General features: G+C 63.5%; 14 protein-coding genes. 5 read left to right on the top strand and 9 right to left on the bottom strand.

Annotation, left to right across the window (positions count from 1 at the left end):
* Positions 1–173: 173 nt before the first annotated feature.
* The 5 genes from sigM to GX543_RS15230 all read left to right on the top strand — a co-directional run bounded on the left by sigM (position 174) and on the right by GX543_RS15230 (position 3949).
* Positions 174–737 (top strand): RNA polymerase sigma factor SigM, encoded by a 564-nt coding sequence (gene sigM, locus GX543_RS15250; protein ID WP_290853105.1) that lies wholly within the window; start codon positions 174–176, stop codon positions 735–737.
* Positions 738–888: 151 nt separating this feature from the next.
* Positions 889–1164 (top strand): hypothetical protein, encoded by a 276-nt coding sequence (locus GX543_RS15245; protein WP_290853104.1) that lies wholly within the window; start codon positions 889–891, stop codon positions 1162–1164.
* A 135-nt stretch (positions 1165–1299) separates the two neighbouring features.
* Complete coding sequence (gene trxB / locus GX543_RS15240) at positions 1300–2244, top strand: thioredoxin-disulfide reductase (RefSeq protein WP_290853101.1); 945 nt, start codon at positions 1300–1302, stop codon at positions 2242–2244.
* Positions 2245–2295: 51 nt separating this feature from the next.
* Positions 2296–2631, top strand: a complete 336-nt coding sequence (gene trxA / locus GX543_RS15235) for a thioredoxin (RefSeq protein ID WP_290853098.1) — start codon at positions 2296–2298, stop codon at positions 2629–2631.
* 166 nt (positions 2632–2797) lie between these two features.
* Entirely contained in the window at positions 2798–3949 is a 1152-nt protein-coding gene (locus tag GX543_RS15230; RefSeq protein WP_290853096.1) for an N-acetylmuramoyl-L-alanine amidase, read from the top strand.
* Here GX543_RS15230 and GX543_RS15225 read toward each other — a convergent pair.
* The 9 genes from GX543_RS15225 to rpmH form a co-directional block, all read right to left on the bottom strand.
* Entirely contained in the window at positions 3904–4662 is a 759-nt protein-coding gene (locus tag GX543_RS15225) for a hypothetical protein (RefSeq protein ID WP_290853094.1), read from the bottom strand. The two genes, GX543_RS15230 and GX543_RS15225, sit on opposite strands and share 46 nt — an antisense overlap.
* 108 nt (positions 4663–4770) lie before the next feature.
* Positions 4771–5841, bottom strand: a complete 1071-nt coding sequence (locus tag GX543_RS15220) for a ParB/RepB/Spo0J family partition protein (RefSeq protein ID WP_290853092.1) — start codon at positions 5839–5841, stop codon at positions 4771–4773.
* Positions 5841–6782, bottom strand: coding sequence for a ParA family protein (locus GX543_RS15215; protein ID WP_290853089.1), 942 nt, complete (start codon positions 6780–6782; stop codon positions 5841–5843). The genes GX543_RS15220 and GX543_RS15215 overlap by 1 nt, the downstream gene beginning before the upstream one ends.
* A 71-nt stretch (positions 6783–6853) precedes the next feature.
* On the bottom strand, positions 6854–7552 hold the full coding sequence (gene rsmG / locus GX543_RS15210; RefSeq protein WP_290853088.1) for a 16S rRNA (guanine(527)-N(7))-methyltransferase RsmG: 699 nt from the start codon (positions 7550–7552) through the stop codon (positions 6854–6856).
* A 2701-nt stretch (positions 7553–10253) separates the two neighbouring features.
* Positions 10254–10859: a R3H domain-containing nucleic acid-binding protein gene (locus GX543_RS15205; protein WP_290853086.1), complete on the bottom strand. Its 606-nt coding sequence runs from the start codon at positions 10857–10859 to the stop codon at positions 10254–10256.
* A gap of 46 nt (positions 10860–10905) precedes the next feature.
* Complete coding sequence (yidC, locus tag GX543_RS15200) at positions 10906–12111, bottom strand: membrane protein insertase YidC (RefSeq protein WP_290853084.1); 1206 nt, start codon at positions 12109–12111, stop codon at positions 10906–10908.
* Between the two features lie 3 nt (positions 12112–12114).
* On the bottom strand, positions 12115–12447 hold the full coding sequence (gene yidD / locus GX543_RS15195; RefSeq protein WP_290853083.1) for a membrane protein insertion efficiency factor YidD: 333 nt from the start codon (positions 12445–12447) through the stop codon (positions 12115–12117).
* The gene (gene rnpA, locus GX543_RS15190) at positions 12444–12869 is read right to left on the bottom strand and encodes a ribonuclease P protein component (RefSeq protein WP_290853081.1); all 426 of its coding nucleotides are present in this window, start codon (positions 12867–12869) and stop codon (positions 12444–12446) included. The genes yidD and rnpA overlap by 4 nt, the downstream gene beginning before the upstream one ends.
* Before the next feature lie 25 nt (positions 12870–12894).
* Entirely contained in the window at positions 12895–13038 is a 144-nt protein-coding gene (rpmH, locus tag GX543_RS15185) for a 50S ribosomal protein L34 (protein ID WP_006337454.1), read from the bottom strand.
* Positions 13039–13236: the final 198 nt, after the last annotated feature.

Below are 13236 nucleotides of genomic sequence, written 5' to 3'. Positions count from 1 at the left end.
TTCGCAACATCACCGGCAATACCTCTACGACCACAGTGTTTACCGCGATTTCCCACACTGGACTATGCATAAGTCGCCTTCAGGGCATCTCGTTATCCACAGTTTCCAGATTTTCATCCACAATGTTCGGAAATCCATCAAACGTCCGGGAAGTCCGACTTAGTGTCGTCGACATGACTCGGGGGACTATCAACCAAACAAGTGACATCGAGCTGCTGAACGCTTACGTCGCAGGCGACCAGAACGCGTTCCTCGAGCTCTACACGAGGCATCGGAATCACCTGTGGGCCATCGCGATCCGAACCACAGGCAACACCAGCGACGCCGAAGATGCCATCCAGGACGCCTGGATGTCGATACACAAGACCGCCGATACTTACCGGGCCGACGCGTCCGTCTCGAGCTGGCTGCACAAGATCGTGGTCAACGCGTGCCTCGATCGGCTACGACGCATCAAGAATCACGAAACGCTTCCACTCATCTCCTTCGAGACGGCGGCGTTTGCGGATCCCCGCGACTACACGATCGGGATCGATATGTCGTTGTCGATCGGCCGCGCGCTCGACGTCCTGCCCAGCGACCAGCGCGACGCGGTGGTCCTCGTCGACTTCCACGGCTACACGATGGCAGATGCGGCGGCGATCCTGCAGGTGGCGTGCGGCACCGTGAAGAGTCGCTGTTCGCGCGGACGCAAGAAGCTCGCGTTGGTGCTGGACTATCTCCGAGAGGACTACTAGCCACCATTCGCCCGTTTCACCCTTCGCCCACGGCTGTTCGCGACTCGCCCGAGGAGCATTCGCGGAACCGATTCCGCACGCCGTGCGTCTAAGTAGAGTGGGAAGCTGCAGAACACTCGAGACGCACACAGAACAGGCGAAGTTTCAGATCATGGCTGGCTCACCACCCCTCAGCTTCCCCGCGGCCATGCCCGAACCCCCGTACTCGGCGGATCTGCTCGCCGACTTTCACGCCGGCGTGCTCAGCGCCGACGCAACAGCTCACGTTCGTAGTCGTCTGTCCGTCGATCCCCGGGCACAGGAAGTCCTGTCTGCACTCGACCGCGTCACCTCGGAACTCCGGGCCGAAGGCCGTGCCGCGGCCGAGATGCCCGAAGACGTCGCCTCGCGCCTCGACGCGTTCATCGATGACATGACCGGGCGATAGCTGTTTTCAGTGTGGACCGCGCCACCGTGCGGAGACGCCGGGAACATCGGGCAATAGTGTGTTGTTGACTGATGCGTCTGACCCCGCGACCCGGCCGAGGCCCAGCGGGCAGGCAACCGCGACTACGGAGGATTGATGAGCGACACCGAAAACCAGATCCACGACATCATCATCGTCGGATCGGGACCCGCCGGCTACACCGCGGCCATTTATGCCGCGCGCGCCGAGCTGTCGCCCGTCGTCTTCGAGGGCATGTCGTTCGGCGGCGCACTCATGACCACCACCGAGGTCGAGAACTTCCCCGGCTTCCAGAACGGTATCCAAGGCCCGGACCTCATGGAGGAGATGCGCGAGCAGGCCATTCGCTTCGGCGCCGACCTCCGCATGGAGGACGTCGACGCGCTGCGCCTCGAGGGCGACATCAAGGAGGTCGAGGTTAGCGGCGAGGTGCATCGCGCACGCGCGGTGATCCTTGCGATGGGCGCGGCCGCTCGCTACCTCAACGTCCCCGGTGAGCAGGAGTTGCTCGGCCGCGGCGTGTCGTCGTGCGCCACGTGCGACGGCTTCTTCTTCAAGGACCAGAGCATCGTGGTGATCGGCGGCGGCGACTCCGCGATGGAGGAGGCCACCTTCCTCACCAAGTTCGCCAAGAAGGTCACCCTGGTCCACCGCCGCGACGAGTTCCGCGCGTCCAAGATCATGCTCGAACGCGCCCGCGCGAACGAGAAGATCGAGTTCCTCACCAACGCCACCGTGTCGAAGGTGAACGGCGACAGCTCCGTCACCGACCTTGAACTCACCGACACCAGTACCGGCGAGACCAGCGTCCTCAACGCGACCGGCATGTTCGTCGCCATCGGCCACGACCCGCGCAGCGCGCTGGTCAAGGGCCAGGTGGATCTCGACGACGATGGATACGTCCAGGTCGCGGGGCGCAGCACCTACACCAACCTGCCCGGCGTCTTCGCCTGCGGCGACCTCGTGGACCACACCTACCGCCAGGCGATCACCGCGGCCGGCAGCGGCTGCTCGGCAGCAATCGATGCCGAACGTTGGCTGGCCGACCAGGCCGACGCCTGAACCACCCCCTCGAATCCGGAACCGGATTCGCGACCCTTCCAGGAGGAAGCAATGTCCGAGAACACCGTTGCAGTCACCGACGCCACGTTCGTCAGTGAGGTCATCGAAGCGTCAGGCACCAAGCCCGTGCTCGTCGACTTCTGGGCCACCTGGTGCGGTCCCTGCAAGATGGTCGCCCCGGTGCTCGAAGAGATCGCTCGCGATAACGGCGACAAGCTGACCGTGGCGAAGGTCGACGTCGACCAGAACCCGAACGTCGCACGCGACTTCCAGATCATGAGCATCCCGACCCTGATGCTGTTCTCGGGTGGTAAGCCGGTGAAGACGATCATGGGCGCCAAGCCGAAGGCCGCGCTGCTGCGCGAGCTCTCTGACGTTCTCGCCTGAGCCGCTCACGACCACTTCGGCCTACACCCGCCACCGCGGGTGTAGGTCAATCGTCACAGATCGTGTCGATCATTTGTCGCTGCCGTTTCCGACTGAGACAATGATGCGAGAATCGGGTCATCGGGGTGCGGCCCGAATCGGCGTGTCAAGAAAGTGGGATGTACGTATGCAGGTGTTGCGTCTGGGAGACCACGGGTCTGCAGTGGCCGAGATCAGGGCCATTCTTGCAGGTCGGGGTCTTCTGCCCGCCAGCCCACCGTCGCCCCCCACCAACGATGCGACGCCATGGTCGCCCCCGGAAGCCGTGTTCGACAGAGCCTGCGACCGCGCGGTTCGCGCCTTCCAGCAGGAGCGCGGCCTGATCGTCGACGGCCTCGTCGGACACGCCACCTACACCGCCCTCCGCGAGGCGTCGTACCGCCTCGGCTCACGCATCCTGCTCTACCGCCTGTCGGCACCGATGTCCGGCGACGACGTCGCGACACTGCAGTCCCGGCTCCAGAACCTCGGGTACTACCACGGCCTGGTCGACGGCGTCTTCAGCGAAGTGACCCACCACGCCGTCGGGCTGTACCAGACCGAGTACGGACTCTCCTCGGACGGCATCTGCGGCCCGTCGACGCTTCGGTCGCTGGAACGCCTCGGCACTCGCGTCACCGGCGGCTCGCCGCACGCCATCCGCGAAGAAGAGCACGTCCGCAAGTCGGGCCCCCAGCTCACCGGTAAGCGCATCTTGATCGATCCGGGATGCGAGACACCCATCGGCGACGAGAACGCGCTCCTATGGGATCTGGCCGCCCGCCTCGAGGGTCGTATGTCGGCCGCGGGCATGGAGACCTTCCTCTCGCACGACGCCAAAACCATTCCCAGCGAGGACGCCCGCGTTCGTGTCGCCAATCTGGCCGACGTCGACCTGATGATCTCGCTGCGCACCGGGCACTACCCGAACGAGAAGGCCAGCGGCGTCGCGTCGTTCTACTTCGGCACCACCCACGGGTCGTACTCGACCATCGGCCGCAATCTGGCCAGCTACATTCAGCGCGAGATCGTCGCGCGGACCGACATGCTCGATTGTCGAGTCCATCCGCGCACCTGGAACATCCTGCGGTCCACGCGGATGCCGGTGGTCGTCATCGAGGCCGGGTACATCACCAACACGCACGACGCCGACGAGTTGAGTACACCGGCCGTCCGCGACACCATCGCCGAGGCGATCCTCGTCGCGGTGAAGCGGATGTACCTGCTGGGCGAGAACGATCGTCCGACCGGAACCTACACTTTCGCGGAACTGCTTGCCGCAGAGCAGGTTACGGGCTGAGGCACAGTCCCGGCGAGTGCGGGCGGGGTGCTGGTCTCGACCAGTTTCCGCAGTGCCCGCTCCACCTGACTCTTCCACCCCAGGCCTTCGTCGAGTTCGAGGCGGAGGCGCGGCAGGTAAGGGTCCTCGGCGACCACTTCGAAGCCGAACTCCTTCAGAATGTCGGTGGGAAGAATGCACCGGCTGCAGACGTCGGCCGCCAGCCCGCTGCCGAGGAGCAGGGTCACCAGATCCATGGCGAGCGACTCGTCGTCGCCGGTGAACCCGAACGCCTCGACTGCCCGGACGCCGCGTCGGACGAGATCCGAGACCACCGCGTCGAGCAGGGCGACCGCGTGCGTCTCGAAACCCGGTTCCATCTGAATCGTGGTCAGCAGAACCGCATCGGCGCCCACGGGTGCGGTGGGGAAGTGGTGGGCCCGTGGCACCCGACCCGGCGGCGAATAGAACGCGGCGCCGACTACGCGCTCGGTGGTCGACTCAACCGCGACCTGACAGCAGACACCCCACTCGAGTAGCAGACCGGAGAGCCAGGCTTCTTTGTCGAACTCGCTCTCCGGCCCGGCGGTGTCGTTCGACGAGCCGGCCGCGATCACCGTATCGATCGCGGGAGAGGTGCCGGCTCGATCGACCTCCCAGAAAACGCAGCGTCGAGAATGCAGCGGAAGAGTCTCGAAGTTCTCGAGTTCCAGCGACTCCACCGAGACTGCCATTGCTGTCGTACTCCTCTTTATGCTCTCAACTACGCCCGAACATCGGTAAAACCACTGATGTCACTGTGACGAATCGGCCTGCTATTCCGGGTTGCGGGTAATCACGCCCTACTTTTCGGAATTCTCGGCGATCACATTGACGATCCGCTCGAGGTCATCGACCGAACCGAACTCAATTGAAACGCGGCCCTTTCGCTTGCCCAGACTGACAGTCACCTTCGTGTCGAGCCGATCCGACAACCGATTCGCCACATCCTGCAGACCCGGCATCTCCATCGGCCGCCGCTTCTTCGGCTCAGGCTTGTCGTCGACACCATCACGGTTGGCGAGCGTCACCGCTTCTTCGGTCGCTCGCACCGACAACCCCTCGGCCACGATCCGTGCGGCGAGTGCTTCCTGGGCCTCGGTGCCGGCATCGAGTGCGAGGAGCGCCCGCGCATGGCCGGCAGACAGCACACCGGCAGCGACGCGACGCTGAACGGGAATCGGGAGTTTGAGCAACCGGATCATATTGGTGATCACAGGCCGGGATCGACCAAGGCGATTCGCCAACTCCTCATGTGTCACGTCGAACTCTTCGAGCAGCTGTTGGTACGCCGCCGCTTCTTCGAGAGGGTTCAGCTGGGCCCGGTGGATGTTCTCCAGGAGCGCGTCCCGCAGCAAGTCACCGTCCGGCGTCTCGCGCACGATCGCCGGGATGGCCTCCAGGCCGACGTTGGTGCTTGCGCGCCAACGACGTTCGCCCATGATGAGCTGATACTTGGCACCGTCGGCGCCGGGGGAGGGGAGGGCCCGCACGACGATCGGCTGCATGAGACCGAATTCGCGGATCGAGTGCTCGAGCTCCGCGAGAGCATCTTCGTCGAAGACGGTGCGCGGCTGCTTCGGATTCGGCTCGATGTCCGACGGTGAGATCTCGCGGTAGACGGCACCGACACTCTCGTCCAGCACGGCGTCGTCGGCAGTATCGACGCCGGTGGTCGGAGCGAGGAGGTCCGTCGACGGTCGCGGTCCCGTCCGCGGCGCACTGGGAACTCCTCCGCCGATCACGACGTCCGCCGCGGCCGCACCCATGCGCGTGGTGTTGACGCCGTGCTCGTCGTCGGCCGGACCAGTCGGAATCAGAGCGGCCAGGCCCCGCCCAAGCCCACCTCGACGTTGGGTATCACGCTGACTCATTAGAAACGTCCTCCTGCGGCGCCACGCTCGGCTAGTTCGCGCGCGGCGTCTAGATAACTCATGGCTCCACGTGAACCCGGGTCGTACTCGATGATCGTCATACCGAATCCCGGAGCTTCCGAGACCTTGACGCTGCGAGGGATGATTGTCGACAGCACCTTGTCGCCGAAGTGATTGCGGACCTCCGCGGCGACTTGATCGGCCAGCTTGGTGCGGCCGTCATACATGGTGAGCAGAATCGTCGACACATGCAGCTCTTTGTTCAGGTGCGCCTGGACCAACTCAATGTTGCGGAGAAGCTGTCCGACACCTTCCAGCGCGTAGTACTCGCACTGAATCGGAATCAAGACCTCCTGCGCAGCGACCATCGCGTTGACCGTCAACAACCCGAGCGAAGGCGGGCAGTCGATCAAGACGTAATCGATCTGCAGTTCCTCGAGAAGCGACGGGTCGAGGGCATTCCGCAGACGGCTCTCGCGCGCCACCACAGACACGAGCTCGATCTCGGCACCCGCCAGGTCCAAAGTCGACGGCACGCAGAAGAGACGCTCGCTGAACGGTGACCGCTGGATCGCGTCGCGCAGAGCGACATCGTCGAGCAACATTTCGTACACCGAGGCGATGCCTGGCTTGCGGTGATCGATCCCCAACGCCGTGCTGGCATTGCCCTGCGGGTCGAGGTCGATGACGAGGACTCCCAAGCCGTGGAGAGCCAGTCCGGCCGCCAGGTTCACCGCTGACGTCGTCTTGCCAACGCCGCCCTTCTGGTTCGCGATTGTCATGATTCGCGGCTGCGGCGGACGGGGGAGGGTGCCGGTCCCGCCCGGCGTCAGGACCTCGCTCGCCCGTGCTGCTGCGGTAGCAATCGGAGTGTCGTCGAATCTGTGGGCTGGCGCGCTGGGAGGCGTTTCACGTGAAACGCTCTGCTCGTGGTGGGGCACCCCGGAACTCCTTCGGTCAGTGTTTCCATTGTGCGCCTTGCGTCGAAATGACACCAATTCCAGTACCTTCCTTAGCTCCGACGCTTAGCTTTACGAGCAGCACGGGCATCGCGGCCGCTCTCAATCCGCTTCCCGACGATCAAGGTAGTCGGGGTCTCGAGGATCGTTCCGCACTGTTCGACACTGAGATCCCGTATGCCCATCCGAAGAACCTTCTCCCAATCACGGGCGATCTCGTCGGCAGCCGACCGGCCCTTCAAAGCAACCAGCCGACCGCCACCGCGGATCAGGGGAGCGGACCAACGAGCGAGCCTCTCGAGTGGTGCCACCGCACGGGAGGTGACGACGTCCGCCGGCTCGACCATCTTCAACACCGCCTTCTCCTCCGCACGACCCCGAACGACAGTCACGTTGTCGAGCGCCAGAGCCTCGACGATCTCTTCCAGGAACGTAGTCCGGCGCAGCAGCGGATCGATCAACGTGATCGACAGGTCCGGCCTTGTAATAGCTAGGGGAATGCCTGGGAAGCCGGCGCCGGAACCAATGTCCACCACGCTCGCATCGGCATCGATCACCTCCGATAGCACCGCACAGTTGAGCAGATGCCGTGTCCACAGTTGGGGTACTTCACGCGGCCCGATCAATCCGCGGAGGACACCTTCTTCGCTCAGCACGCTCGCATACTGTTCGGCGAGCGGCAGGCGGTCACCGAAGATCTGCGCGGCAATCACCGGTGTCTGCTCAAGTTCCGCCAAGGGCTCGTCAGCCATCGTTCCTCAATCCATCCTCTGTTCCACGTGAAACTACAACCGACGGGCCGCGTTGTGTTCCACGTGAAACGCGCTACCGTCCGTGCCAAGCCAATACCGATCCTCGATCACTGAGGGACCGATGCGCGCGGCAACAAAGTGAGGCTCTGGAGTGGGAGCTCGAGCCGTACCGAACGGATCAGTGGCCATCAGTTTGATACCCACTAGCTTAGTCGCGACACGACGGCCCGGACTCGTTGGGAACAATTTCCACACTCTCACCGAATCCGTCCACAGATTTACTCGGTCGACGTGCGTGGCAATCATCGGAACTGTCGGATCGAATGCGGCATCGACCCTCAGCAGAAGAGCTCATCGTCGTTCCACGTGAAACCGAACCGACTGCCCCGCAGGGGAGGGGAGTCGGCCGCCGATAGAGCGACAGCCGATCCTGGCGGACAGTTTCACGTGGAACACCGGTCATCGCCACCACGTAGCCTGTCGCAGCCGGACGTGTCCACCGAACCTCAACGATCTCGATTCCGAATCCTCCCACCGGTGTCGCGTGCCGAAGATTCGTAGCGTGAAGCTGTGAACCTGAGGGGCGAGGAAGCGAGAAGGACGGAATGAACAAAGGTGGATACGTCGCCAGGCAAGATCGCACCCGACGCCAATCGAGCCGCGGCAACCGTCAACGCGCTTCCGGCACCCGACGCTAGCTGCCATCGATGCGAACGCGAGAGGAACGAACGCAGCGGGCAGAGCATCGCACACCCACCGCCCGACATCGTCGCGACCCGACATTCATCAGGCTGGGCGCACGACCCTCGGCACAACAAGGGGACCAAGGACTGACCATGCGAGCCGTGGCTGTGTACTCCGAACACTGAGTGATCTGACGGCCACGGGCGACCACGGACCAGCAACACGCACGGCATCCCCAGCTGACCAGCTGAGCCGATCAACCGGATCGATCCGCGCACCGGCACTGCGGATGTGTTCGACGTTCTCCCGGAATCAGCGGATCGACCGCAGCCACCCGGCCCGTTCAGCCAGGACCGTCGCCGGGATATCCGGGGCTGCGCCAGCAACTACCGAACCTGCGACCCGTACGGCGTGAACGAGTCGGCGCCGATCTCCGTTCGTACTTCGGCGGATCGGTCGACGCCACCGTCTTGACCACCGTCGTACGGCTGATACCCAACTGGTCGACGATCCGAGCCTTCGGCACCCCGTCAGCAGCAAGGCCGCGGATCAATGCCCAGTGGTCCACAGTGATCACACTTCAATCGTCGGCAGAGTGTTCACGTTTCATGCGCCGCTACTGCTCAGTTCTCCGCGCCGTCGACAGCGACCTCTCATCGTGCGTTCTCGCAACACAGAGACAATGTTTCACGTTGAACCTGACATGGCCGTGAGAAGGCCCCGCCTCTCCACTCCAGCCGACTGACTTCGGTGCCGAAACTCGATGTCCGTCGTGGCTCACGGGTAGCCAGACACATCGCCCTCACGTCAGCTTGCGAAGACACGAACGTCGGCCACCGACATCCGGTCTCCAGGTAGCCAACAGCTGACCAACAGAGCTTGAGCACCCGCCAACGGTCCGCTTGGCCGCCGCCGCGGTGGTGGCGAATGCATCCTCAGCCGACGCCCGTTCGGTTCACTCTTCCATCGATCTGGAAGGGCAGGGTCTTGGCAGCGGTAGGGGAGGGCAGCGGTACGGCTTAGGAGACGATCCAGTGAAGGCACGGCTGACGGGTTTCTCGTTCCACGCGAAGCCGCAGCGATATCGGGAGAGGTGGTCACCGACAACCGGGCGACTGGAGACCCGACACCGTCGAGCCCCGGCGCTCAACGAATCACAGGAGACTCAGCCAATCGTCGGAAGCCGTCCGCAAGTGTCGCGTGCAAGGAGACTCGCCGGCGGTGATTCCGTGGATCCGAGGGCACCTGGCAAGGCGGCAGAGGGAGGCCCAATAGCGGTAACTATTCGACCGCCGACGACACGCCGGCTCCAACTGCGCCGCGACAACCACCAACGATTCTTCTGCTGTCGGGCGAAACTCACTCCAAGCCCGCCGGAGCTCAGCTCCGATAGTCGGGTCCATGGTGGCGACCAGACGCAACAGCCACGTTCTGTACCGGCCGCCGTGTCTGCCCGACGTGGTCTGCGCGGCGAAGACTCGGCCGGCATGGGATGACGTCGGCGCCGACGAGCATCGGCGTTCGGTCATGTCCAGATGCAGAGAGTCTACTCTCGCTCGGTTTCTCCGGCTATGCCGAAGGTCAAGTCCACCGAGAAGAATCTGTGTGGATCATCATCACGTCGACACAGACCCGAGTCCGATGGCATCACCGGGACGCCGAATTCGCACCATCAGAACTCGCACATCAAGGGGCGTCGTCGTCCCGTTCAACCACTACCTACTGGTCGCCCGTCATCCTTCGATACCTTGTTTCCCGTGAAACATGGAAACGTCGCCACCGACGACTAGCAGAAGTTTCACGTGGAACGAGACCTCCTGAACTACATCGTTGTAAGTCTCCGCATCGGCCACTACCCCCGAATTGGGGAGCAAGTAGCCCATAGGGAGGGCAGCTCCTCGATAAGTCACTGTGTCGAAAGTGACCACCTGCTTCTGCCGACCATCGAGACACCCAGACATGCGAGAAGCCCCGGTTCATTGAACCGGGGCTTCTCGACCATGGGGTAGGGGAGCGGTCACTCCTTGATGACGACCACCCGGCGATTGGGCTCGGCACCCTCGCTCTCGCTGAAGACACCGTCCACCGCAGCGACGGCGTCGTGCACAATCTTGCGCTCGAAGGGCGTCATCGGATCGAGCGACTCACGCTCGCCCGAATCACGAACCCGCTCGGCGACCTCGGTCCCGATCAGGGCCAGACGATCGCGACGGTCGGCGCGCCAACGGGCGACGTCCAGCATCAGCCGGCTGCGATCGCCGGTCGACTGCTGCACCGCCAACCGAGTCAACTCCTGGAGTGCATCGAGCACCTCGCCGTTGCGTCCGACCAGCTTCGTCAGATCCTTGCCTCCATCGATGCTGACGATCGCACGATCGCCGTCGACATCCAGATCGATGTCTCCATCGAAATCCAGGATGTCGAGCAACTGCTCGAGGTAATCGCCGGCAATCTCGCCCTCTTCGACGAGGCGGTCCTCTTCGTCACCCTGATCATCGGCCTCGTCGATCTCGTCGACCTCGTCCGCGGTATCAAGGGCTTCGGTATCAACGACCGCGGGATCGGCGGCCGCAGTCGGCTCCACCTTCTCCGCGTCGTCGGGCGACACAATCTGGTCAGTCATTCTCTACCTCACTTAATGGAAACGTCGTGGGGGGTCGCGGCGCCGGTCAACGGCCGCCGGGCCGACCCTTCTTCTTGTTGCGCTTGCTACCGGACTGTCGTGCCCCTCCGGGCCGCGGCTTCTGGCCGGGCGACGGTTTCTGGCCGGGCGAGGGCTTCTTAGGCGCCGACTTAGCGGTGTTCTGCTGATTCGCCTCGGTCGACTTCTTGGTGGTCGACACCTTCTTCGGCGCCTCCTCAGCGGCGTCGTCAACATCACCGTCGACGACCGCAACGGTGCCCTCACGCTTAGTCTTGTCCGGACGTGCACCGGGCTTGGGGGCAGCTGCCTTGAGTCGCTCGTCCTTGGCCTGCTTAGCCGCTTCCTCTTCCGCGGCGATCTTGCCGAACACGATGTGCTGCTGTGCGTAGGTCCACGCGTTATTGGCGACCCAGTAGAGCAGGATGGCGACCGGGAAGAACACGCCCATCACCAGGATGCCGAGCGGGAACACGTACAGCGCGAGCTTGTTCATGATGCGCGTCTGCGGGTTCTCTTCCGCGGCGGCGGTCTGGCGGGCAACCGATGCGCGCGAGTTCATGTGCGTAGCGAACGACGCGATCAGCATCAGCGGGATGACGACGATGGCGATCTGAGCGCGGGTGAAGTCGACCGGAACGCTCATGGTGTCCGTCGCAGCGGACATGAAAGCCTGCCACTGCTCAGCGGGCTGGGTGACAAACGACGACAGCGGGACACCGAACAGTCGGGCGTCCAGGAAGTTCTGAACCAGCTCCGGGCTGAACGCGTAGTTGCCGATCTCGCGGTTGGCCTCGAGCGAGAGGTCAGCACCGGTGTGGGGGAGACCGAAGCCGCCGCCGCCTTCAGGGATGTAGCGGTTGAACGACCGCAGCACGTGAAACAGGCCGATGAAGACCGGGATCTGCATAAACATCGGCAGGCAGCCGAGCAACGGGTTGAACCCGTTCTCCTTCTGCAGCTTCTGCATCTCTTCGGTCATCTTGACCCGGTCGTTCGCGTACTTCTTGCGAATCGCCTGCATCTGCGGGTTGATTTCCTGCATCTGCTTGGTCGTTCGGATCTGCTTGACGAACGGCTTGTACAGAATCGCGCGGAGCGAGAACACCAGGAAGACCACAGACAGTGCCCAAGCGACACCCGACCACCCCGACGTGTCAGGCAGTATCGCATCGAACAACCAGTGCCAGACCCACATGATCCAGGACACCGGGTAGTAGATGAAGTTGAGCACGGCTCACTTGCCCCTATCTGAAGTCGGTGCCGAGGCACCTGTGTTTGAAGTCTTGGTGCGCAGCCACTCCACGGGTCCCAACTCCGGGACCGGGTCGTAGCCGGGCTTGTGCCACGGTCCGCACTTGAGCAGTCGCCAGACGGCGAGGATCGAGCCCCACACGAAGCCGTGCTTGTCGAGAGCTTCGACGGCATACCCGCTGCACGTCGGCTCGAATCGACAGGTCGGCAGTCGCATCGGAGACACATACGACCGGTAGAGCTCGATCAGGAAGATCAGGGTTGCACGTGGCAACCGGTAAAGACGCTCGGCAAAAGTCCGCTGGCCAGAACTCATCGCACAACCTCCGCTTCGGTCGAGGCAGCCCTGACGGCCGCGACCACCTTCCGATGCCTCAGCGCTGAGCGCAGGACCTCGGCCAGTTCAGTGCTCGAACGGTCGACGATGCCCGGGAACGCGCGGATCACCACGTACGTCTCCCGAGGCAGCTCGTCGGAGGCCACCGCGGCGAAGGCATGACGAAGCCGTCGGGCAGTGCGATGACGAATCACCGCATTGCCGACCTTCTTCGAGATGATCAAACCGAGCCACGGACCACCGTGAAGCACGACGTCCGGCCGCAAGTCCGTCCGATCAGGCCACTCGGCTCCCACCGGAGCCACCTGAATTGACAGATCACGTGCCGAAACCCGCACACCCTTGGAGAGTGTGCGGGTGAAATCGGACTTCCGCGAAATCCGAGTCGAGTCGGCCGACACCGATTGCCCGGGCCGGATTATCGACTCAGGCTGTCAGCTTGGCGCGGCCCTTGGAGCGGCGGCCGTTCACGATGGCGCGACCGGCACGGGTCCGCATGCGGAGACGAAAGCCGTGCACGCGAGCGCGACGACGGTTGTTCGGCTGGAAGGTGCGCTTCCCCTTGGCCACTGGAAACTCCTTGTGTTGGTACTGCGCAGTGTTGGTACTGCGCGGTCTTGCAATCTGCAGGCGGTCTTCCGCCTACATCATGGATCGGCCGGAGCCGGCTCGTGTTGAGCGCGCGCAGAACGCAGTCCATGTACAGGCGACCTTTCGAGGGTACTGGCACCCGGAATCCAAATCAAACGGCGGGCGACCTGCAGGTAT

The sequence above is a fragment of the Gordonia sp. (in: high G+C Gram-positive bacteria) genome (assembly GCF_012515855.1).
Lineage (GTDB): Bacteria > Actinomycetota > Actinomycetes > Mycobacteriales > Mycobacteriaceae > Gordonia.
The sequence above is the reverse complement of the archived record's forward strand: the minus strand, read 5'-3'. Positions and strand labels throughout refer to the sequence as shown.